22 protein-coding genes and 1 tRNA gene are annotated in these 22721 nt (G+C 67.0%); 20 read left to right on the top strand and 3 right to left on the bottom strand.

All coding sequences use genetic code 11. The features are described 5' to 3' along the window. Window positions 1-96 precede the first annotated feature (96 nt). On the top strand, window positions 97-1956 hold the full coding sequence (locus ABD206_RS08980) for an ABC transporter ATP-binding protein (RefSeq protein ID WP_344071681.1): 1860 nt from the start codon (window positions 97-99) through the stop codon (window positions 1954-1956). An 83-nt stretch (window positions 1957-2039) separates the two neighbouring features. Next, window positions 2040-3050: a LacI family DNA-binding transcriptional regulator gene (locus ABD206_RS08975; RefSeq protein WP_344071679.1), complete on the top strand. Its 1011-nt coding sequence runs from the start codon at window positions 2040-2042 to the stop codon at window positions 3048-3050. On the opposite strand, the gene ABD206_RS08970 is transcribed toward ABD206_RS08975, so the two are convergent. Further along, the gene (locus ABD206_RS08970) at window positions 3036-3653 is read right to left on the bottom strand and encodes a hypothetical protein (protein ID WP_344071677.1); all 618 of its coding nucleotides are present in this window, start codon (window positions 3651-3653) and stop codon (window positions 3036-3038) included. The genes ABD206_RS08975 and ABD206_RS08970 overlap by 15 nt on opposite strands. Next, window positions 3646-4617 carry a sugar-binding transcriptional regulator gene (locus tag ABD206_RS08965; protein ID WP_344071675.1) on the bottom strand — a complete coding sequence of 324 codons (972 nt, stop codon included), beginning with the start codon at window positions 4615-4617 and terminating at the stop codon, window positions 3646-3648. Before ABD206_RS08965 ends, ABD206_RS08970 begins: the two co-directional genes overlap by 8 nt. 136 nt (window positions 4618-4753) lie before the next feature. Here ABD206_RS08965 and ABD206_RS08960 point away from each other — a divergent pair, with 136 nt between their 5' ends. The 17 genes from ABD206_RS08960 to ABD206_RS08880 all read left to right on the top strand — a co-directional run bounded on the left by ABD206_RS08960 (window position 4754) and on the right by ABD206_RS08880 (window position 20262). After that, window positions 4754-5410: an SIS domain-containing protein gene (locus tag ABD206_RS08960; protein WP_344071672.1), complete on the top strand. Its 657-nt coding sequence runs from the start codon at window positions 4754-4756 to the stop codon at window positions 5408-5410. Then, window positions 5407-6864: a xylulokinase gene (gene xylB / locus ABD206_RS08955; protein WP_344071670.1), complete on the top strand. Its 1458-nt coding sequence runs from the start codon at window positions 5407-5409 to the stop codon at window positions 6862-6864. Before ABD206_RS08960 ends, xylB begins: the two co-directional genes overlap by 4 nt. Before the next feature lie 14 nt (window positions 6865-6878). Next, the gene (locus tag ABD206_RS08950; protein WP_344071668.1) at window positions 6879-7529 is read left to right on the top strand and encodes a transaldolase family protein; all 651 of its coding nucleotides are present in this window, start codon (window positions 6879-6881) and stop codon (window positions 7527-7529) included. 49 nt (window positions 7530-7578) lie between these two features. Continuing rightward, window positions 7579-8634 carry an NAD(P)-dependent alcohol dehydrogenase gene (locus tag ABD206_RS08945; RefSeq protein ID WP_344071666.1) on the top strand — a complete coding sequence of 352 codons (1056 nt, stop codon included), beginning with the start codon at window positions 7579-7581 and terminating at the stop codon, window positions 8632-8634. Next, window positions 8631-10130: a sugar ABC transporter ATP-binding protein gene (locus tag ABD206_RS08940; RefSeq protein ID WP_344071664.1), complete on the top strand. Its 1500-nt coding sequence runs from the start codon at window positions 8631-8633 to the stop codon at window positions 10128-10130. The genes ABD206_RS08945 and ABD206_RS08940 overlap by 4 nt, the downstream gene beginning before the upstream one ends. Further along, window positions 10130-11185: an ABC transporter permease gene (locus ABD206_RS08935; protein WP_344071661.1), complete on the top strand. Its 1056-nt coding sequence runs from the start codon at window positions 10130-10132 to the stop codon at window positions 11183-11185. Before ABD206_RS08940 ends, ABD206_RS08935 begins: the two co-directional genes overlap by 1 nt. A 55-nt stretch (window positions 11186-11240) precedes the next feature. After that, entirely contained in the window at window positions 11241-12236 is a 996-nt protein-coding gene (locus ABD206_RS08930) for a sugar ABC transporter substrate-binding protein (protein ID WP_344071659.1), read from the top strand. A gap of 66 nt (window positions 12237-12302) precedes the next feature. Continuing rightward, a complete protein-coding gene (locus ABD206_RS08925) occupies window positions 12303-12905 on the top strand; it encodes a nucleoside/nucleotide kinase family protein (RefSeq protein ID WP_344071657.1) in 603 nt (200 codons plus the stop codon). A 57-nt stretch (window positions 12906-12962) separates the two neighbouring features. After that, complete coding sequence (locus ABD206_RS08920) at window positions 12963-13730, top strand: SDR family NAD(P)-dependent oxidoreductase (protein WP_344071655.1); 768 nt, start codon at window positions 12963-12965, stop codon at window positions 13728-13730. Between the two features lie 84 nt (window positions 13731-13814). Further along, window positions 13815-14531, top strand: a complete 717-nt coding sequence (locus ABD206_RS08915) for an L-ribulose-5-phosphate 4-epimerase (RefSeq protein ID WP_344071653.1) — start codon at window positions 13815-13817, stop codon at window positions 14529-14531. Continuing rightward, window positions 14528-16129: a xylulokinase gene (locus ABD206_RS08910; RefSeq protein ID WP_344071651.1), complete on the top strand. Its 1602-nt coding sequence runs from the start codon at window positions 14528-14530 to the stop codon at window positions 16127-16129. The genes ABD206_RS08915 and ABD206_RS08910 overlap by 4 nt, the downstream gene beginning before the upstream one ends. A gap of 46 nt (window positions 16130-16175) precedes the next feature. After that, entirely contained in the window at window positions 16176-17678 is a 1503-nt protein-coding gene (gene araA, locus ABD206_RS08905; protein ID WP_344071650.1) for an L-arabinose isomerase, read from the top strand. A 48-nt stretch (window positions 17679-17726) separates the two neighbouring features. Continuing rightward, window positions 17727-18674 (top strand): aldose 1-epimerase family protein, encoded by a 948-nt coding sequence (locus tag ABD206_RS08900; protein WP_344071649.1) that lies wholly within the window; start codon window positions 17727-17729, stop codon window positions 18672-18674. A gap of 43 nt (window positions 18675-18717) precedes the next feature. Then, entirely contained in the window at window positions 18718-19107 is a 390-nt protein-coding gene (locus ABD206_RS08895; protein WP_344071647.1) for a DUF5684 domain-containing protein, read from the top strand. Between the two features lie 2 nt (window positions 19108-19109). Beyond that, complete coding sequence (locus ABD206_RS08890; protein ID WP_344071645.1) at window positions 19110-19484, top strand: DUF5684 domain-containing protein; 375 nt, start codon at window positions 19110-19112, stop codon at window positions 19482-19484. 66 nt (window positions 19485-19550) lie between these two features. Continuing rightward, the gene (locus ABD206_RS08885) at window positions 19551-20102 is read left to right on the top strand and encodes an asparagine synthase (protein WP_344071643.1); all 552 of its coding nucleotides are present in this window, start codon (window positions 19551-19553) and stop codon (window positions 20100-20102) included. An 87-nt stretch (window positions 20103-20189) separates the two neighbouring features. Further along, window positions 20190-20262, top strand: a tRNA-Arg gene (locus ABD206_RS08880). 102 nt (window positions 20263-20364) lie between these two features. Here ABD206_RS08880 and ABD206_RS08875 read toward each other — a convergent pair. Next, complete coding sequence (locus ABD206_RS08875; RefSeq protein ID WP_344071641.1) at window positions 20365-20808, bottom strand: MarR family winged helix-turn-helix transcriptional regulator; 444 nt, start codon at window positions 20806-20808, stop codon at window positions 20365-20367. Window positions 20809-20850: 42 nt separating this feature from the next. Here ABD206_RS08875 and ABD206_RS08870 point away from each other — a divergent pair, with 42 nt between their 5' ends. Beyond that, a complete protein-coding gene (locus tag ABD206_RS08870) occupies window positions 20851-22662 on the top strand; it encodes a DUF2207 family protein (RefSeq protein ID WP_344071639.1) in 1812 nt (603 codons plus the stop codon). Window positions 22663-22721: the final 59 nt, after the last annotated feature.

Raw genomic sequence — 22721 nt, 5'->3', positions numbered from 1 at the left:
ACCTTTACATGCAACCAGGCATATAAATGTCAGAGTGCATGTAAATAATCGCGTGCACGTCGGACTCGATGTCGCGCGGCGGCGCAGGAGGTGGCGATGAGCCTGGGACGCGGAAACTTCGGCGGCGGCTTGAGCCGGGGCGCGGACGAGCGCACGCTGCGCGAGCAGAATGCGCAGGCGCCCGTGATCCCGCACCTGGGGCGGCGCACGCTGGCACTGTTCGCGCCGTACCGGATGCGGCTGGCCGTGACGGCGGTGCTGGTGATCGCCAGTGCCGCGATCGGCGTCATCCCGGCGCTCCTGATCGAGCAGGTCTTCGACGACGCACTCTTCCCGCCGGGTGGGTCGCCCGACATCCCGCTGCTCTTCCAGCTCGTGGGGCTGATGATCGGCCTGTTCGTGGTGGCGGCGGGACTGAACGTCCTGCAGACGTGGCTCACCTCCGCGGTCGGCAACCAGGTGACCGGCGATCTGCGCGTGCGGCTGTTCCAGCATCTGCAGTCGATGGATCTCGCGTTCTTCACGCGGACGAAGACCGGTGTCATCCAGTCGCGGCTGCAGAACGACGTGGGAGGGGTCGCGAACGTCCTGACCAACACCCTCACGACGATCCTCGGCAACACGGTCACGGTGATCGCATCTCTGATCGCCATGGTCCTCATCGACTGGCGTCTGACCATCGTCGCGGTCTTCATGCTGCCGATCCTCGTGTTCGTGCAGCGCCGTGTCGGTCAGGTGCGTGCACGGCTGGCCGCGCAGGCGCAGGAGTCGCTGTCGGTGCTGACATCCATGACCCAGGAGTCACTGTCGGTGTCGGGCATTATGCTCACCACCTCGTTCAACCGCAGCGCGTACGAGACCGGCCGATACTCGGAGGAGACCGCGCGGCAGGTGCGCCTGCAGGTGCGCCTCGCGATGAGCGGTCAGGGATTCTTCGCCATCGTCAGCGTGATCATGTCGGCCGTTCCCGCGGTGATCTACCTCGTCGCCGGCCTGTTCATCACCGGCGGGGTCGACATCACCGCCGGCGCGATCGTCGCGTTCACCGCCGTCCAGGGCCGCCTGCTCTTCCCCCTCACCGCCCTCATGCGCGTGGCGTTGGATGTGCAGACCTCCATGGCGCTGTTCGCGCGCATCTTCGAGTACTTGGACCTCGTACCGGCCATCACCGATGCCCCCGACGCGATCGAGGTGGCCGACGCACCGGGGCCGCTCGGGCGCATGGAATTCCGCGATGTCACGTTCAGCTACCCCGGAGCAGCGAAGGAGACCCCGACGCTGCACGATGTCTCGTTCGCGGTCGAGCCGGGTCAGCACGTCGCGTTCGTCGGAACGAGCGGTGCCGGAAAGACGACGATCCTCTACCTCGCGCCGCGGTTGTACGAGGCGACCTCGGGTGCGGTGCTGTTCGCAGGAGCGGACGTACGCGGACTCCGCCACTCGTCGCTGCTGGACCACGTGGGAATCGTCGCCCAGGAGACCTACCTCTTTCACGCCTCGATCAGAGAGAACCTGATGTATGCGCGTCCGGATGCTTCGCAGGACGAGCTCGAGGATGCATGTCGCGGTGCGCATATCCACCACGTCATCGAATCCTTCCCCGACGGCTACGACACGATCGTCGGCGAGCGCGGCTACCGGCTGTCGGGCGGCGAGAAGCAGCGCATCGCGATCGCACGCGTACTGCTGAAGAACCCGCCGGTGCTGCTGCTGGACGAGGCGACGAGTGCGCTGGACACGGTGTCGGAGCGGGTCGTGCAGCAGGCCCTTGACGACGCGGCGCGGGGAAGGACCACGCTGACGATCGCCCACCGCATCTCGACCGTGAAGTCCGCCGACGCGATCCACGTCGTCGAGGCGGGCCGCATCGTCGAGTCCGGCACGCACGAGGAGCTTCTGGCTGCTTCCGGTGCGTACGCACGCCTCGTCGAGCACCAGGAGCGTCTCGTGGGCTGAGTTCGCCACTGGTTTCGGCAGGGGGTGGGAGGGGCAACGCCGAGTACGCTGTGCCTCCGGGGCCAGCGTGGAGGGGAGGCGCGATGACGGATGCCACAGCACCGCGCCCGGCGGGGGTGCGAGACGTCGCCCGGGTGGCGGGCGTCTCGACGCAGACCGTCTCACGGGTGATCAATGACCACCCCAATATCCGTGTCGAAACGCGGGAGAGGGTACTGGCGGCGATAGCCGAGCTCGACTATCGCGTGAACAACGCCGCGCGCACGCTCGGGACGGCATCCACGCGCACCATCGGTGTCATCGCCTCGGATGCCGAGCTCTACGGCCCGGCGGTGGCGATCGCGGCTCTGGAGCAGGCCGCGCGCGACGGAGGGCGCTGGATCGCGACCGCGCATGCAGATGCCTCAGACCCGCTCGCCGTGGCCGATGCCGCGCAGAACCTGCTCGCCCAGGGCGTCGACGGGATCATCGTCGTCGCGGCGCACGCGCGCACGCTCCCGGTGCTGGAGGCGGCCGACCTCGGTGTCCCGTTCGCGGCCATGCACGCCGGATCGGGCGCGGACGCGCAGGCCGATGCCGCAGCGACCGTCGTCTCTCATCTCGTCGACCTCGGCCATCGCCGCATCGGCCGACTCGCCGGGCCCGAAGACTGGCTCGAGGAGTCGGCGCGTGCCACCGGCCACACGCACGGCCTCGAGGCACACCGCCTGCGTTCGGCGGCCCTCTGGCGCGGCGACTGGTCGGCGCGATCCGCTGCGCACGTCGCTGCGCAGGTCGCGCTCGCCGTCCGGACGGGTGCGGTGACGGCTGTCGCCGCAGCCAATGACCAGATGGCTCTCGGGCTGATCGCCGGACTGCGCGCGCAGGGTATCCGCGTGCCCGAGGATGTCAGCGTCACCGGATTCGACGACAATCCGGATGCGGCCTACTACGTCCCGGCGCTCACGACGGTTCGCATCGACATCGCAGGAGAGGCGCAGCGCTGCGTTGGCGAGGTGATCAGCGGCACGGTTCCCGTGACGTCGGCGAATGCCCTCTCGGTGGCCGATGCTCCCAGACTGGTCGTGCGTGATTCCACGTCAGGTGCGACGTAGGAGGTCGCTCCAGCGCCTCTCGCCCCCCGGCCCGAACAGATCTCCACCCACCGCGAGCCAGGTGGCACCGGCATCGACGGCGCCCTCCGCGAACTCGCGGCGGATGCCGCCGTCGATGCCGATGGGGCGCGCAGAGTCGCGATCACGAAGCGCCGCCACGCGGGCCAGGGTGCTCGGGTCGAATGCGCTCCCCGCCTGCCCAGGTGTGATGGACATGCACAGTGTCGCGATCTGGTGGGGGACCTGCTCGATCGGCGTCTGCGGAGAAATCGCGAGCCCCGGGCGACTGCCGCGTGCGGTGACCCGGTCGATGCACGCGCGCCAGCCCTCACTTTCCACGTGGACGATCACCAGATCGCAGAACTCCGCCCAGGCATCGACCTCCCGGAGCGGTGTCGTCGCCATGATGTGCGCCTCTGCGGCGCAGCCCGTGGCCTCACTGATGGCGAGAGCGTCATCGGGACCGAAGCCCCCGGCCGCTGCGAACGCGCCGTCGGACATGTCCCAGTGCAGACGTCGCATGCCGGCGGCCGCCAGCCGGGATGCCTCGCTGAGCTGGGTCTCCGGGGGCACCGACCAGAGAGAGCCCGCGACCTCAAGCATCCATGCCCGTGAGGACGGCCTCGGCCAACGCGTGGTCGGTGACGAGCTCGCTGATGAGTCCGCCTCGCGCCACGGCGCGGATCGCGTCTGCTTTGGCCGATCCACCTGCAACCGCGATCACCCGGGGGATGCGCTTGAGCTGATCGAGTGAGATGTTCACGCACCGCTCTTCGAACGTCGGATCGACCGGTGTCCCGTCTTCCTTGAGCAGGATGCCGGCGATGTCAGCGACACACCCGCCCGCGATCGCGTTCGCCAGCGCATCGATGGGGAGGACATCCTTGATCTGGCTATCCGGCGGATCCCACGCGCCGACCGACAGCACCGCGGTGGTGACTTTGGGGAACAGCTCCATGGCTGCCCCGATATCGGGGTGGCTGCGAAGGCCCACGGCCGTCTCTCTGTCCTGGACGTAGAGCGGCGAGAAGATCGGGTACACACGACCGCCGGAACGACGTGACACCTGTCGTGCCACCTCGATGGGCGACGAGCTGATGTCGCCGGCGACCACGCCCGTGAGCTGAACGATCGAGATGCGAGGGACGTGCACGAGCTGGCTGGTGGTGGCAAGGAGCGTGCGTCCCCACGTGACGCCCAGGACTTCGTCGGGCGCGAGCGTGTCGCTCAAGAGTGTTGCCGCGGTCGCACCGATCTGCTCACGGACCGCGTCCTCGTCGCCGTGTGAGCGCACCACGTGGCATGACCGGATACCGAGTGCGGCGCCAAGCCGTGCGGCCAGCGCCGTGTCGGGCAGGCCTCGGTCGTTGATCGTGATCGACACGACCCCCTCATCGCGCGCTCGTGTGAGCAGCCGCGCGACCTTGAAGCGTGAGATCTCAAGCTCGTTTGCGATCTCGACCTGGGATTTATCGTCAAGGTAGAAGGCGCGCGCAACGGCAGCCAGGAGCGCCCGATCGTCTCCCGCTCCGCTCAGATGAGCGTCAAAGTTACGATTCTGTGACATATGAGCACGCGCCTTCGTCGTCCGGTGTCAGCAATGCATATGCTCAAAAGCGTACCGCACCGGCTCATATGAGCGCAGCTGTGCGGGTTCGGGCCTCAATGGAGAGCTCGGGGAAACAAGCAACAAGGGAGTGGCAGTGGGCGTCAATGACGGCATCCTCTCGGTCGCGCGGGAGCGTCTGGCAGCGGAATCCCGTGCCGTTCAGGCCGTCGCAGACATGCTCGATGAGACGTTCATCGCCACGGCATCGCTCATCCTCTCGTGCCGCGGCAAGCTCTTCATCGGCGGTTCCGGAACATCGGGGACCGTCGCGCGACGGATGGCGCACATCCTCTCGGTGAGCGGGACGCCCTCGATCGCCTTCTCTCCCATGGACAGCCTCCACGGCTGGTCGGGTGCGATCGAGTCCTCCGATCTCGTCCTACTGATCTCCAAGGGTGGCGCCTCGGACGAGGTCGTCTCGTCCGCGCGCATCGCACAACAGCGTGGCGCCAAAGTGATCTCCCTGACGGCCGGTCACGGCACACCTCTCGCGCAGATCGCCGATCTGAGTGTCGTCGTCACCGTCGCGACGCAAGCTGAACTCGGCGGAATCGTCGCGACCGGCATCACGATGGCGCAGTCCGCCTGGGGCGACGCGCTCGCCGAGGTCCTGATGCGCGGTCGTGGATACACCTGGTCGGAATTCATGACCACCCATCCCGCCGGCGCCGTGGGGCAGCTCTCCGACCTGCCTCCCGACCCGGAGCCGCTCGCGGTGCCGGTCGTCGTCGAGAGGGCGGCCCAGCGATGAGAGACGTGGTCCTCGGAGTCGACAGCTCCACCCAGTCATGCACCGTCGAGATGCGCGACCTCCAGACGGGTGAACTCCTCGCGACCGGACGTGCGCCGCACCCGGCGACCTATCCTCCCGTCAGTGAACAGGACCCGGGAGCGTGGTGGCACGCACTGATAACGGCCGTCGGCTCGGCGACGAGTGGGCAGGATGTCAGAGTCGTGGGAATGGGCGTCGGCGCCCAGTGCCACGGTCTCGTCGTCACCGACGTGGACGGAGATGTCATCCGTCCCGCCAAGCTCTGGAACGACACCACCTCGGCTGCGCAGGCGCGGGCCATGGTCGAGCGTTGTGGAACCGAATGGTGGGTCCAGCAGATCGGTATCGCGCCGTCCGCCGCGATCACGATCACCAAGATCGCTTGGCTGCGCGAGAACGAACCGGATGCCTACGCGCGGATTCGCAGCATCGGCGTGCCGCATGACCACCTCACGCGTCTGCTGAGCGGTCGCCATGTCACCGATCGCTCCGATGCGTCGGGCACCGGCTACTTCTCCGCCGACACCATGCGGTGGCGCACCGACATCCTCGACGACGTCATCGACCCACGGGACTGGGACAGCATGTTGCCCGAGGTCCTCGGTCCGAACGACGCCGCCGGAACCGTCACTACCGACGCCGCGGCGGCGCTCGGCATCGCCTCCGGAGGAGTCGTCAGCGCCGGTGGCGGAGACCAGCACCTCGCCGCACAGGGCATCGGTCTTCGCCGGGGCGACATCGCCTACAGCCTCGGGACCTCGGGCGTGGTCATCGCCACCAGCCCCGACCCGGTCCGTGATCCTTCGGGGTCCGTCGACGGCGTCGCCAACGTGACCGGTGGATACCTCCCGTTGGTGTGCACCCTCAACTCGACGAAGGTCACCGACATGGTCGCGCGCCTGCTGGCGGTCGACCACGATGAGCTCGGCCGCCTCGCTCTGGCCGCGCCCCTCACCGCGGATCGCCCCGTCTTGGCGGCGTACTTCGACGGAGAACGTTCGCCGCGGATGCCGTGGGCGCGGGGCATGCTCGCCGGTCTCTCGAGCGCCACCAGCCGTGAGCAGCTCGCGCTCGCGGCCTTCGAAGGTGTGGCGTTGGGGCTCGTCCGCGGCGAACGGCTTCTCGCCGCGCACGGGGTTGAGGTGACCGGACGGACGATCCTGCTCGGCGGCGGCGCCCGGTCGGCGGCCTACCGACAGGTGATCGCAGACCTCACGGGCCGGGAGGTCTGCACCGTGGACGCCCCTGAGGGCACTGCTCGCGGCGCTGCGATCCAAGCCGCCGCGGTCGCTCGCGGTGACACCGTCGCGCACATGACGGAGCTGTGGCAGCCCGAGGTCGTCTCCACGACCGCGCCGCGCGCAGACCGCAATGACATCTGGGACCGCTACCTGCAGCTCGCCGAGCTCCAGGCCGACGGCACGAGCTACTGAGAGAGGCCGAGGACATGCTCTACATCGACAGCGCTGACCGCGAGCGACTCGCCCCTCTGCTTCGGACCGGGCTCTTCGCGGGAGTGACGACGAACCCGCTGATCCTGTCGCGGGCGGGTCTCACATCGGCGGATCTTCCCGAGCTGCACGCCTGGCTCGTGTCCCAGGGATGCACCCGGTTCTACGCGCAGGCCACAGGAGCGACTCTTTCGCACGTGCGTGAGAACGCCGCCGCGGTCGCCGCGCTCGGAGCCGACATCGTCATCAAGCTGATGGCGAATCGCGAAGGGTTCACTGTGGCGCGGGAACTCGCCGCGGAAGGCCGCGAGGTGCTCATCACCGGTGTCTATCACCCGTCTCAAATGCTCTTGTCTCACGCCGCGGGCGCCCACGAAATCGCCCCCTACGTCGGACGTGCGAGCGAGCACGGACGTGACGGTCTCGACCTTGTCGCGCAGATGGCGCGCATGTCCGCCCACTCAGATGTGCGGATCCTCGCCGCGAGCATCCGCAGCGTCGATCAGATCGCCCAACTAGCGGCGGTCGGAGCCGACGACCTGACCATCTCGACCGATCTGGCCGAGCAACTCTTCGACGACGCCTTGACCGGCGCCGCCGCCGCAGATTTCGAGACGATCGCGAACGCGATGACGGTCTCCGCCTGATGTGCCGCCGCCCCGCGCCGGTGCGAGTGAACAGAGAGAGGAAATGACGATGAGCGAGACGCCTTCGACAATGACCGTGAGCGTGCTTCGCGGTGTGAAGGACCTCGTGCTCGAGGAACGCCCCGTCCCCGTGCCCGACCGCGATCAGGTGTTGATCCGCGTCGCCAGCGTCGGCGTGTGTGGCTCCGACGTGCACTACTACGAACACGGTCGGATCGGTCCGTACATCGTGGAGTCGCCGCTGATCCTCGGCCACGAAGCCAGCGGGACGATCGTCGCTGTCGGTGCCGATGTCGATCCCGCTCGGATCGGGCAGCGCGTGGCCATCGAGCCGCAGCGTCCCTGCCGCACGTGCGACTTCTGCCGATCGGGGGCGTACAACCTCTGTCCGCAGATGGAGTTCTATGCGACTCCGCCGATCGATGGCGCCTTCGCCGAATACGTGTTGATCCAGGACGACTTCGCGTACGATATCCCCGACAGCATCAGCGATCACGCGGCGGCGCTCATCGAGCCGCTGTCTGTCGGGATCGCAGCCGCGCAAAAGGGCGGCGTGAAGGTCGGTGATACGGTGCTGATCGCCGGCGGCGGCCCCATCGGCATCATCGCCGGACAGGTGGCGCGCGCGTTCGGCGCGGTCGACGTGGTCATCGCCGACATCAACCCGGCCCGCCGCGAGTTGGCCGCCACCTACGGTCTACGGACTGTCGATCCCGCCGCCGAGTCCACGGCCGATCTGGACGCGCACGTCTTCATCGATGCGTCCGGCGCGACGCCGGCGATCGTGAACGGCATCCGGTCGACCCGATCGGGTGGCACCGTCGTTCTCGTCGGCAGCGCCGAGGAGATCCCCCTTTCGGTGCCCGAGGTCGCGATGCGTGAGCTCAACGTCACGGGAACCTTCCGCTATACGGGAACCTGGCCGATCGGCCGCGCCCTCCTCGAGAGCGGGCAGGTCGAGCTCGACTCGCTCGTCACCCATCTCTACGGCATCGAGCAGGTCGAAGAGGCGCTCTCAGGAGACGGTGCCATTGACTCGCTCAAGCGCATCGTCCTGCCCGGCGTCCGCTCGGTCGCCGTCCCGGCCGTTGGAGGTGCCGCATGACGGACGCGTTGCTGTCCGTTCGCGGAATCTCCAAGTCCTTCCCCGGCGTCAAGGCCCTCGACGATGTGTCGTTTGACGTGCGTCCCGGAACCGTGCACGCGCTGTGCGGCGAGAACGGCGCCGGCAAGTCGACTCTGATGAAGATCATCAACGGGATCTACCAACCCGACACGGGTTCGATCTCGCTCTCGGGGCGCGAAGTGCGCATCAAGAACCCGATCGAGGCGCGCGCCCAGGGCATCGCGATGATCGCGCAGGAGCTCAACTATGTCCCCGATATGACGATCGCCGAGAGCTTCTTCGTGGGACGGTTGCCGATGAAGTTCGGCAAGATCGACTGGCGTTTCATCAAGAAGGAAGCCCGCCGACTGCTGAAGGAAGAGGGCCTCGACTTCTCGATCAACCGACGCCTGGGCACGCTCACGGTCTCCGAGATCCAGACCCTCGAGATCGTTCGTGCCGTCTACCACAGCGCCGACGTGCTGATCATGGATGAGCCGACCTCGGCCATCGCGCACAAAGAGGTCGAGTCGCTCTTCCGGAAGATCCGCTCGCTGCGCGAACAGGGCAAGGCGATCATCTACATCTCGCACAAGATGGACGAGGTTTTCGAGCTCGCCGACGACATCAGTGTGCTGCGCGACGGCACGGTCGTCAGCACGCAGGCGGCTGACGCGATCACCCCCGCGCAGGTGATCGCCGAGATGGTCGGCCGTGATCTCGACCACCAGTCGTATCCCAAGGAGGTCGTGGAGATCGGGGAGACGGTGTTCAAGGCGACCGGGCTGTCGGCCGAGAACATGTTCGAGAACATCAACCTCGAGATCAAGGCCGGTGAGATCGTCGGCCTGGCGGGGCTGATCGGTGCGGGTCGCAGCGAGGTCATCCGGGCCATCTTCGGGCTGGACAAGCTGGACAAGGGCGAGATCGAGGTCGACACCCAGACGGTCAAGATCAAGAACCCGACGGAGGCCATCAAGGTCGGCGTCGCCATGCTCTCGGAGGACCGTCGCCTGGTCGGCATCGTTCCTCAGCTGAGCATCATGAAGAACGCCACCCTCGCGAGCCTCGGGCGCATCATCCGTGGCGGGTTCACCCGCAAGCGCGAAGAGGAACGTTTGGTCACGGAGTACTTCGCGAAGATGAACGTGAAGGCACCCAGCATCCAGACGAAGATCGCCAACCTCTCGGGCGGAAACCAGCAGAAGGTCCTCTTGGCGCGCTGGCTGATCTCGAACCCGAAGGTGATGCTGCTCGACGAGCCGACGCGAGGAATCGATGTCGGTGCCAAGTTCGAGATCTACAAGATCATGACGGAGCTTGCCCGCCAGGGGCGCGGCATCCTCATGATCTCCTCCGAGCTTCCCGAACTCATCGGGATGTGCGACCGGATCTACGTGATGTCGGCCGGTCACCTCACTGCGGAACTGACTCGCGACCAGTTCTCGCAGGAAACCATTCTCACGTACGCCATGAACGAATCCGAGGTGTCCTGATGTCCGCGCTGACCAAGCTGAAATCGATCGAAGTGAGCAGGTTCTCGATCTACATCATTCTCGCGCTGGTGGTGATCATCGCCTCGGTCCTGAGCCCGAACTTCCTGAATTCGGACAACATCTTCAACGTCCTGCGCCAGGTCGCGGTGATCACGATCCTCGCCTACGGCGCGATGACACTGATCATCGGCGGAATGATCGATCTGTCCGCCGGTGCCGTCATGGCATTCGCCGGGGTCGTTTCCGTGCTCGTATACAAAGCGACCGACAATATGGTCATCGCGGTGTTGGCCGCAGTTGCGATCGGTCTGATCTGCAACCTGATCAACGCCTTCATGGTCGCGACGCTGCACACTCCCGCGTTCATCGTGACCCTCGGCATGATGCTCATGGCGCGCGGCGCGGTGCTCGAGCTCACGCAGGGACAGAACGTCCTGCAGCTCGGCGACTTCGTTCTGCTGGGACAGGGGAACCTCGGTCTGCTGCCGATTCCGGTGCTGATTCTCGCCGCGATCACGATCGTCATCTGGTACCTCATGAACCAGACACGCTACGGCCGTTCGGTCTACGCGGTCGGTGGAAACGAAGAGGCCGCGCGCGCCGCGGGTATCCCGGTCGAGCGGGTCAAGTACCAGGCCTTCATGGTCAACGGTGCCCTCGTGGGTATCGCCGGTGCGATCTTCATGTCGCGCGTGAACGCGGGTCTTCCCAACGCCGGTATCGGCTACGAGCTCCAGGCCATCACCGCGCCGATCATCGGTGGCACGAGCTTCTCGGGCGGAATCGGAACCGTCATCGGAACCCTCGCCGGCGCGCTCATCGTCGGTGTCCTCGGCAACATCATGAACCTCATCGGCATCGGGTCCTACATCCAGGACATCGTGATGGGCGCCATCATCGTCGTCGCGGTCGCCTACGACGTCTTCAGCAAGCGCGGCAAGGCGAAGACCACGATCCTCAAGTCCGGTTCCACGAAAGCCGGGCCCGAAACGCCTGCGGGTGCACCACAACCCGCATCCGCGATACCCCGGGGAGGTGCGGGCCCGGAACAGTGAACCCCTGCACTCATGACACCGCAATTGCATTCGACCAACCACTAAGGAGAGCACAATGAAGACTCTTTCTCGAAAGATGCTCGCGTTCGGCGTCGCCGCCGCCGCAGCCGTCAGCCTTGTCGGCTGCGCCGTCACGACCGGCAACCCGACGGGAGGTGACGCAGGCTCGAGCGAGGACAAGGATGAGTACCGCGTTGCCTACATCGCACGCGCACAGGCGGACTCCTTCGCCGCATGGCTCGCGAATGAGATGCGTGCCGAGGCGGACAACTACGACGACATCACGCTCGAGGTCTTCGACGGTCAAGCCGACGACGAGATCGAGAACAGCATGATCGAGAACGCCATCGCGAACCGATTCGACGCCATCATCGTTCAGGCAAACAACGCCGATGCGCAGCTGCCCTACATTCAGCAGGCGATCGATGCCGGGATCGTGGTCATCACCACCAACCCCCGCGTAGAGGGCCTGACCGGTGGAAACTCGGTCGACGCGGATCCCTACGAGCAGGGCGCCGTCGTTGCCGAACTGGCACTCGAGGAGATCCCTGAGGGGGCGAACGTCGTCGTGCTCGACGGCCCCGCCGGCAACTTCCACTCCACCGCCCGCCGTACCGCGTGGCAGGAGGTCTTCTTCGACGAGCGTCCCGACGTCACCATCGTGGCCGAAGACATCGCCAACTGGAACAAGGACGAGGCGCTGACGCTGATGGAGGACTGGTCGTTGGCCAACCCCGACATCGACGCCATCATCTCGATGAACGACAACATGGCGGCCGGTGCGCTCGAGGCGGTGCCCGGCGAGGGCGTACTCGCCTACGGCGTCGACGGAACTCCCGAGGCGACTCTGCTGATCCAGGACGGCGTCATGACGGCGACCTCGCTGCAGAATGCGCAGGAACTTGCCCAGCTGAACATGGAGGCCGTGCACTCCCTGCTGACGGGCGAGACTGACGAGGTGAATGTCGACATCGGAAACCCGGTGATCACGATCGACAACGCTGCCGAGTATGTGCAGCTGTACATCGATGCGGGACTGATCGCCGAGTAAGACGCGCGATCATCCGGGCGGGGTGCGGTACTTCCTGCATCCCGCCCGTCGCGCAGGCCCACGATGATGTGCATCACCCATGAGGACGCGATCGCGCGCGTCGACACCCTGTCAGAGCGGGTCAGCGGGCGACCGTTCTTGTTGGGTGTCGTGGGGCCGCCGGGCGTCGGGAAGTCCACGTTCGCTGCCGCGCTGGGCCGGCCGCTCCTCCAGATGGACGGATTCCATCTGGCGAACGAGTATCTCGACGACCTGGGTGCTCGCGATCGCAAGGGAGCGCCCGACACCTTCGACGTCGAAGGGTACGTCGCCATGCTGGCTCGCTTGCGGAGCGGACACGATGTGATCGCTCCTCGCTTCGACAGAGACCTCGACGCGGCGATTGCCGGGGCACTGCCGCTGAGCGGATCGGCGGACCTGATCGTCACCGAAGGCAACTATCTGCTCTGCCCGGACGGTGGCTGGGGCGGCGTGAGGCCGCTCCTGGACGAGGTCTGGTACCTCACCCTTCCGGACGCCGTTCGCGAAGAGCGGCTGGTCGCGCGACACCGCCGGCACGGACGAACGCTCGCCGAGGCGACCGCGTGGGTACGCCAGGTCGACGCTCGCAACGCCGAGGTGATCAACCGGGGCGCCTCCCTCGCTGACCTGCTCGTAGCCGCCCCGTAGCTTCGCCTTCCACGTCATTCGACAACAACATTCCGATATTTCGCTAAGGAGATTTCCATGTCAGTTCTTGACACGTACTCGCTCGCCGGCAGGACGGCTCTGGTCACCGGGGCGACCCGCGGGCTCGGCCGCGCGTTCGCCCGGGCCATCGCCGAGGCCGGCGCTGATGTCGTCGTACACGGGCGGGATGCGGCCCTCGCGGATGAGGTTCGCGCGGAGATCGAAGCGCTCGGGCGGAAGGCGTATGTGGTGCTCGGCGACCTCACCGACCGTGCGGCCGTCGTCGACGTCGTCGACCGTGCGATCTCCTCCGCCGGCCGAATTGACGTTCTCGTCAACAACGCCGGTGCGTGCATCCACCGACCTGCTCTCGATATCCCCGATGCCGAATGGGATTTCGTCATCGACACCAACCTCACAGCCCTGTGGCACATGTCCCAGGAGGTCGGTCGGCACATGGTTCAACGGCGGTCGGGAAGTATCGTCAACGTCGGATCCATCTCGGGGATGATCGTCAATCGACCGCAGATGCAGCCCGCGTACAACGCGTCAAAGGCTGCGGTCCATCAGCTCACGAAGTCGCTCGCCGCGGAATGGGCGCCGTCAGGCGTACGCGTGAACGCCGTGGCTCCCGGCTACATCAAGACGGACATGTCCCCGGTCGATGAGCCGCAGTATCGCCGACATTGGATCGAGGACTCCGCTCAGCAGCGCTATGCCACGCCCGACGAGGTGAGTCCGTCCGTCGTGTTCCTCGCGTCGGACGCGGCGAGTTTCATGTCAGGAACCATTCTCGTCGTCGACGGCGGTTACACGTTGTTCTGATCACTACGAGCCGATGCCCGAAGACCAACGGGCATCGGCTCGTAGGGCTAGCGCTGGACAAGTGTTACCGGTAACATCGGCGCCATGACCGATCTCGAAGAGGCGATCGCCCTGGTGCGCGCCGATGTGGCGCGCCTGCATTCTGAACTCGTCCGCTACGGCTTGGTCGTGTGGACCGGAGGGAACGTCTCAGGTCGCGTGCCCGGCGCCGATCTGTTCGTGATCAAGCCCTCCGGCGTCTCGTACGACGATCTCGCGCCCGAGAACATGATCCTGTGTGACCTCGACGGCACCGTCGTTCCGGGCAGTCCTGGAAGTGACCGGTCGCCGTCGAGTGACACCGCGGCACATGCCTACGTCTACCGCAATATGCCCGAGGTCGGCGGTGTCGTGCACACCCACTCGACCTACGCGGTCGCCTGGGCGGCGCGCGGCGAGGAGATCCCCTGTGTCATCACCGGCATGGCGGATGAATTCGGCGGCCCCATCCCGGTCGGCCCGTTTGCGATCATCGGGGACGACTCGATCGGTCGCGGCATCGTCGAGACCCTGTCGGGGCACCGCTCGCGGGCTGTCCTGATGCAGAACCACGGGCCCTTCACCATCGGCGTCAGCGCGAAGGATGCCGTGAAGGCCGCCGTCATGTGTGAGGACGCCGCCCGCTCCGTCCACATCGCCCGGGAGGCGGGGCCGCTCATCCCCATCCCGCAGGACAAGATCGACGCCCTCTACAACCGTTATCAGAACGTGTACGGCCAGTCGAGCGACGATCGCCGCGACGATGCCGAGGACGCTCGGTGACCGCGCTGGACGCCGCGCGCGACGCGATCACGTCAGGGAGGGCGAGCCTTGGCATCGAGCTGGGATCGACGCGGATCAAGGCATGCCTGGTCGCGGGCGAGGCCGCCGAGGTCCTCGCCGTGGGCAGTCACGCGTGGGAGAACCAACTCGTCGACTCGGTCTGGACCTACTCCCTCGATGACGTCGAAGCAGGAATGCAGGCGGCATTCGCCGACCTTTCCGCAGAGGTCGAGCGCCAGTACGGCGTGCCGCTCGCCACTCTGGCATCCATCGGTGTCTCGGCCATGATGCACGGCTACTTGGCCTTCGACGCGGCCGACGAGCTTCTCGTGCCGTTCCGCACGTGGCGCAACACGTCCACGGGGCCCGCCGCCGAAGAGCTGAGCGCGCTGCTCGGGGTGAACATCCCGCTGCGCTGGTCGATCGCCCACTACCGGCAGGCGATGCGGGATGCCGAACCGCACGTTGCGCAGATCGCGTCGCTGACAACCCTCGCCGGGTACGTGCACTGGCGTCTGACCGGCGAGCGCGTCCTCGGCGTCGGTGACGCGTCGGGGATGTTCCCGATCGATCCTGCGACCTGTGATTTCGACGCCGAACTCGTCGCTCGCTTCGACATGCTCGCAGCCGGGTCGGCACCCGCGCCGTTGTCGACGCTGCTGCCCCGGTCGCTGCCCGCGGGCGCCGAGGCCGGCTCGCTCACCGCCTCCGGCGCTGCATGGCTAGACCCCACGGGCACCCTCGCACCGGGGGCGCTCGCCTGCCCGCCCGAAGGAGATGCCGGCACCGGCATGGTCGCCACCAACGCCGTCGCACCCCGCACCGGAAACGTCAGCGCCGGCACGAGCATCTTCGCCATGGTCGTGCTCGAGCAGCCCCTTGCTGCGGCGCACGACGAACTCGACATCGTCACCACTCCGGCCGGCGATCCGGTGGCGATGGTCCACTGCAACAACGGGGCCTCCGAGCTCGGGGCCTGGGCGTCGGTGTTCGGGCAGTTCTGCGCCGGTGCCGGCCGGACCCTCAGCGGTGACGAGGTGTTCGAGATCCTGCTGCGCGCAGCCCTCAAGGGCGCGCCCGACGCGGGCGGCATCCTCGCCTACAACCACCTGTCGGGAGAGCCGATCGCAGGGATCGACGAGGGGCGCCCGCTCGTCATCCGCACCCCCGACAGCACGTTGAGCCTCGCGAACCTCATGCGCGCACAGGTATACGGCGTGTTCGCGACTCTCGCGATGGGCATGGAGGTTCTCGCCGCTGAGAACGTGGACCTCGACCGCATGTACGCCCATGGCGGGGTCTTCCGTACCGCCGGTGTCGCCCAGCGCTTCCTCGCTGCCGCGCTGGACGCGCCCGTCACGGTCGACCAGAACGCCTCCGAGGGCGGTGCCTGGGGGATCGCGGTGCTCGCCTCCTACGCCGCCGCACGCCGGGCCGGTCTGACGGCGGCGCTGGACACCTATCTCAGCGCCACCGTGTTCGCTGACGCCGAGATGGTCACGGCCGACCCCGAGCCGGCCGATGTCGCCGGCTTCGCTGCCTATCTGGACCGCTACCGCGCCGGCCTCGGCGCCGAGCGCGCCGCCGCAGTTCTCTGACACCGCGGCCCTCTGAACTCGTCACCCACTCAAGAAGGACCCACCCATGTCACACCTCAACACCTTCGCCAGCCGTGAAGTCTGGTTCGTCACCGGTAGTCAGAACCTCTATGGCGAAGAGACGCTGCGCCAAGTCGCCGAGCAATCTCAGGCTGTCGTCGCGGGCCTGGACTCCCTGCCGATCAGGGTCGTGTGGAAGCCGGTTCTGAAGGATGCCGACAGCATCCGTCGCCTGGCCCTCGACGTGAACGCGCGCGACGAGGTCATCGGCGTGATCGCCTGGATGCACACCTTCAGCCCTGCCAAGATGTGGATCACCGGGCTGGATGCGCTCCAGAAACCTCTTCTCCATCTGCACACGCAGGCAAACGTCGAGCTGCCGTGGGCGGACATCGACTTCGACTTCATGAACCTGAATCAGGCCGCCCACGGCGACCGTGAGTTCGGCTACATCCAGACGCGCATGGGCGTGCCGCGCAAGACCGTCGTCGGGCACGTCTCCAGCCCCGAGGTGCTCGCGCAGATCGAGACCTGGGAGCGTGCGGCCGCAGGCCTTGCGGCCATCCGCTCACTCAAGCTCGCCCGCTTCGGCGACAACATGCGCTACGTGGCCGTCACCGAGGGCGACAAGACCGAGGCCGAGATCCGCTTCGGCGTTCAGGTCAATACCTGGGGCGTCAATGAGCTGGCTGAGGCCGTGGCCGCCGCCAGCGACGAGCAGGTCGACGCACTGGTCGCGGAGTACGAGCGCTTGTACGACATCCAGCCCGAGCTGCTGCCCGGCGGGGAGCGTCACCAGTCGCTGCGGGACGGAGCCGCGATCGAGGTGGGGCTTCGATCGTTCCTCGAGGCGGGCGGATTCGGCGCGTTCACGACGAGCTTCGAGGATCTCGGCGACTTGACGCAGCTGCCGGGTCTCGCGGTGCAGCGCCTTATGGCCGAGGGGTACGGGTTCGGTGCCGAGGGGGACTGGAAGACCGCCATCCTCGTGCACGTCGCCGCCGTCATGGGGGAGGGGCTCCCCGGAGGTGCGAGCCTCATGGAGGACTACACCTACGACCTCATCCCCGGCGACGAGAAGATCCTCGGCGCCCACATGCTCGAGGTCGCACCGACGCTGTCGACCGGGCGCGCCAGCCTCGAGATCCACCCACTCGGCATCGGTGGCAAGGACGACCCGGTGCGCCTGGTCTTCACCGCCGACCCCGGACCCGCCCTCGTGGTCGCGATGAGCGACATGCGTGACCGCTTCCGCCTGGTGGCGAACGTCGTCGAAAACGTCGCCGCCCCGGACCTTCCGAAGCTCCCGGTGGGGCGCGCGGTCTGGAAGCCGGCGCCCGATTTCGCGACCTCCGCTGCCTGCTGGCTCACGGCGGGCGCCGCCCACCACACCGTGATGACCACCCAGGTGGGGCTGGAGGCCTTCCGCGACTTCGCCGAGATGAGCGGCACCGAGCTGGTCGTCATCGACGAGCACACAACGGTGCGCGACTTCCAGAAGGAACTGCGCTGGAACCAGGCGTACTACCGCCTCGCCCAGGGGCTGTGACGGCCGCGCCTGCGCGAAGCGGGGCGACCGCGTGCGAGGGTTGATGCCGTGAGTGAGCGCGCAGCGTCCGGCATCCAGCATGAGCTCGTGGCCGGCGGCTACCGGGCCGTGGTCGCGAGCGTGGGGGCGACGCTGCGCTCGCTGAGCTTCGAGGGGCGCGATCTCATCCTGCCCTTCGACGCCGACGAAGTGCGTCCCGGCTTCCGGGGAGCGACCCTCGCACCGTGGCCGAACCGCGTCGTCGACGGGCGGTACGTGTTCGCCGGCGAGGAGCACCAGCTCTCGCTCACCGAGCCCGAGCGTCGTCACGCGCTCCACGGCCTGGCGGGCTGGCAGCACTGGGGAGCGGTCTCGGCCGATGCCGCCCACGTCACCCTGCGGTTCGTGATCGAGCCGCAGGAGGGGTATCCGTGGCGCGTGGCACTCGACACGGAGTACCGCCTCGGTGCGGGCGGACTGACCCAGCGCCTGCGGGCGATGAACATGAGTGCGTCCGTGGTTCCCTTCGGCACCGGACCGCACCCGTACCTCGTCGCGCCCGGGGCGCTCGAGGACTGGGTGCTGCACCTGCCGGCCTCGCGCGTGCTCCTCACGACTGACGACCGGCTCGTGCCGACGTCCCTGGAAAGCGTCGAGGTGGATGCCGCGCGATTCGACTTCCGCGCGCCGAGAACCGTCGGAGACACCCAGCTCGATCACGCGTACACGGGGCTCCTCGTCGGCGCCGATAGTCAGGCGACCGCCACGGTCACAGACGCGACCGGTGTCGGGGCGGGACTGCGCTGGGGTGCCGAGTGCCCGTGGGTGCAGGCCTACACCGGCGACGTTCCGGGCGGCGCGGCGAACCCGCTGAATCGGATCGGCCTGGCCATCGAGCCGATGACCTGCGCCCCCGACGCGTTCAACGACGCGGCGTATGACTGGGACCCGGGGCTTCTCAGCCTCGAGTCGGGCGGATCGGTCGAGGCGTCCTGGACGCTGTTCGCCCTTTCCTGAGAGTTTGCTGGAAGCGGAGCCGAATCTCCCCTAGGGTGAGCGCATGCTTGCATTCGCAGAGATCACAACGACCAGCGTCGACGTCAACGTCGACATGACACCGTTCATCCTCCTCAGCCTTGCCGTCTACGTCCTGTACGTCGTCGCGCTGTGGCGCGTCTTCTCCAAGGCCGGCTACCCCGGCTGGCTCGCGATCATCCCGATCGTGAACATGTTCGTCCTGGTCAAGGTCGGCGGGATGTCGGCGTGGTGGGGCCTTCTCTACTTCGTGCCGATCGCCAACATCGTCCTGGTGATCATCGTCGCGCTGAAGGTCGGTAGGAACTTCGGCCACGGCGCCGCGTTCTCGATCTTCCTGCTGTGGCTGTTCTCCATCATCGGCTTCTGCATCATCGGCTTCTCGAGCGACACTTACAGCAAGGTTGAGGCCTGATCATGGTGCTGGCATCCATCACCGATACCGCGGCGATCACCTCGGCGTGGACCGGCACGATCTTCGCGCTGATCTTCTACGTCATCGTCGTCATCGCGCTGTGGCGCGTGTTCTCGAAGGCGGGCTATCCCGGCGTGCTCGCGATCATCCCGATCGTGAACATGTTCGTCCTGGTCAAGGTCGGCGGGATGTCGGCGTGGTGGGGACTTCTCTACTTCGTGCCGATCGCCAACTTCGTGCTGTCGATCGTGGTGGCGATCAAGGTCGGTAGGAATTTCGGCCACGGCGGGGCGTTCTCGTTCTTCCTGCTGTGGCTGTTCTCGGTCGTCGGCTACTTCATCATCGGCTACGGAAGCTCGAAGTACGTCAAGGTCTGACCCTTCGAGGACCTTCGGCTCTCGCTCCGCGGTCTTGTCCGGGTACCCTCGTTGCGAGGAGATTCGATGGGCAAGACCGCGGATGCGATCGCCGAAGGGCTGATCATCGCGACGGCCGCAGCGCGGCTCGTCGTGCGTAACCACATCCTCGTCGACGCCATCTCCAACGACACCCCGTTCTCGACCGAAGCACTCAAACCCTTCGCGAGAGAGACGCTCGAAGCCCTCGCCGTGGAGCAGGATGTCGCGGCCGAAAGAGCCAAGCATGACTGGCGCCGGGCGTTCGGGCGGCAGTCCGACCCCGGTGGAACCCACGACTACCGCGGACGCGACACCGGCAACCTCCGTCGCCGCGCGCGACAGTATCGTGGCGTCGCGAAGGAGCTGCGCCAACGGGCGGAAGACGATGATGCGCTCGCGGCACTCATCGAGGACGCGCGAGACGCCGCCTGGGGCGATGTGGCCGCCAACCTCGATCAGCGGCTGATCGTCGAGGGAATGCGCCCCGAGAACGACCCCGACTACGAGCTGATGCGCTTTGCGCGGATGCAGTCGATTCGCCTGATCGACCTGCCCAGACTCGCCGCACATCAGCGACGCGCGTCGCATCAGCACTGACGCGCGCGCGTTCGGGCGTCGATTCGCCCTCGGAAACGGCGTCATGTATTCTGGTCGCTGGCCCGCTCGCTTGAGCGAATGGGTCACGCGCCTCTAGCTCAATGGATAGAGCATCTGACTACGGATCAGAAGGTTGGGGGTTCGAGTCCCTCGAGGCGCACACTGTGTTGAGACAGTGCACAAGAAGCCTCGGCGTCACGCCGGGGCTTCTTCGTTTGTCCGCGACGACCGCGCCACGCGCACGGTCGTTGTGTGGTACCCCTCAGCACTCCTCGACGCGGGGGCCGCGGAGCTTCGCGGTGAGGTCCCTCAGGCTCTCGAGCTCCTCATCGCTCAGCGTCGACATCCGCTCGGCGATCGAGCGGCCGTGGGCCGACGCGAGCTTGCGGAACTTTGCTGCACCTTCCTCGGTGGCGCTGACGACGGCGCCGCGCCCGTCCAGCGGGTCGGAGCACTTCGTGAGGAGCCCCGCCGCGACCATCCGGTCCACCAGCCGCGACACGCTGGGCTGGCTGATGAGCATGTTCGCGGTGACGTCCTTCAAGCGCGCCGACATGCCGGGCGCGCGGGTGACGGTCAGCAGCACGTCGTATTCGGACTGGGCGAGGCCGGCGTCCTCGAAGTCGGCGCTGACCTCGGTGAAGACCTCGTGCTGCGCGCGGAACAGGCTTTCCCAGGCATCAATGGCCAACCGGCGGTTCGTCATGCTCCCCAGGGTAGGGCCACGCCGAAGTTCTAGGCTGGTGCCATGCGTGCGCTCACGGTGAAGTTTCGTCTGGTGGGGGCCGTGCTCGCGGTTTTCGTGGCAGTGGGGGCCCTCGTCGTGCTCGGCGCAGGCACCGCACGAGCCGACGTCGACGACTTCACCTTCGAGAGTCTTGACGTCCAGTACACGCTGGGGCGCACCGACGACGGGGTGAGCACACTCACCGTCGTGGAGACCTTCGTCGCGCTGTTCCCCGAGGACGACCAGAACCGCGGGATGCGACGGATCATCCCCGACTCGTACCTGGGGGCGCCGCTGCATCCTCACCTGGTGTCGATCACCGACGGTGACGGCAGCGCCCGGTCGGCGGAGGTCGACACCGACGACGGAGTGTATGTCATGACCTCCCGCGCCGACGACTATGTGCACGGCGCGCAGACCTACGTGTTCACGTACACGCTGGAGAATGTCATCCACTACTTCCCGGATGCCGACGTCGACGAGTTCTACTGGAACGTGAACGGGTTGGACTGGTCGCAGCCCTTCGGAGAGGTGACCGCCACTCTGATCGTGCCGTCCGACCTCGTCCCGGCGCTCACGGGGGAGGCGGCCTGCTACGCGGGCGACCAGGGCGACAGCGGCGACTGCCTCATCCAGATCCAGGACGACGACGGCGGGGCGACCGTCACCGCCTCGACGGCCGGTCTTGCGGCGCAGCAGACCCTCACCATGGCCGTCGGATTCTCGGCGGGGACCTTTGCGGCGTTCGATGCGTCCTACTTCGCGTCCCCCTGGGGGTGGCTGCAGGCCCTGGCGCTCATCGGCCTGACCGCGGCGCTCGTGGCGGCGATCGTGGTGCGCGCCCGGTTCCTGCGCGATGCGCCCGGGCGGCCGACCATCATCGCTGAGTACGCACCCCCCGCCCGCATCGACGCCCTCGAGAGCGCGGTGCTGCTGGGCAAGTCATCCAAAGCGGTGCCTGCCGAAGTGCTCGAGCAAGCCGTGGTGGGGAGCATTCAGATCATCGAGGGTCGTCGCAGGAAGTTCGGCGGCGTCACCCTCACGGCCAAGCTCGTCGATCCTTCCCGGGCCGACGGTGACGGGAGGATCCTCCTGTCGGGACTGTTCCCCGCGCAGCGGATCGGCGAGGAGTACGAGTTCGGAAAGCAGAACTCGCGGCTGTCCTCGGTCGTGCGTCGCCTCCTCAAGGATGCCGACCGAGAACTGGGCCGTCGCGGGATGCGGCGCACAGTGTCGGCGAGGGTTCGTATCTGGCCGATCGCGGGTGCGGTCGTGTTCGGTGCGCTCACGATTCTGTTCGGGCTCGGCGGGATGAATGCCTACGTGGACGGGATCGTGCCGTTCGCGGCAATGTTCTTCGCCGCCGTCTGTGTGGTCGTCATCGTCGCGCTCGCGTCCCGGCGGCCGCTGTCCTCCGCGGGAGCGGAGGCGCGTGATCATCTGCGAGGACTCGAGGTGTTCATCACGTGGGCCGAGGCCGATCGCATCCGCATGCTGCAGTCGCCGACGGGTGCCGAGCGCGTGGCGATCGATGACACGGGGGAGCGCGTCGTCCCCGCCAACCCGCGCCAGATGCTCAAGATCTACGAGACGCTGCTGCCGTACGCCGTGGTGTTCGGCCAGGAGAAGGAGTGGGCGGAGCGCCTGGCGGTGCTCTACGACCAGACCAACAGGCCCGGTTGGTACATCGGAACCACGGGATTCAGCGCGGCCGCATTCTCTTCCGGCATCTCGTCCCTGACCACGACCGCCAGCGCGTCGACCTCGAGCGGGTCCAGCGGCGGCGGCGGTGCCGGGGGCGGCGGAGGTGGCGGAGGCGGCGGCGGTGTCTGACGCATACGGCGCTAGAATCGCCTCGAACATCACTTTTGCGGGATAACGCGCTGTCCGGG

Origin of the sequence: Microbacterium sediminicola (assembly GCF_039531125.1) — a bacterium.
GTDB classification, from domain to species: Bacteria; Actinomycetota; Actinomycetes; order Actinomycetales; family Microbacteriaceae; genus Microbacterium; species Microbacterium sediminicola.
This window is presented reverse-complemented; position numbering and strand designations above follow the sequence as displayed.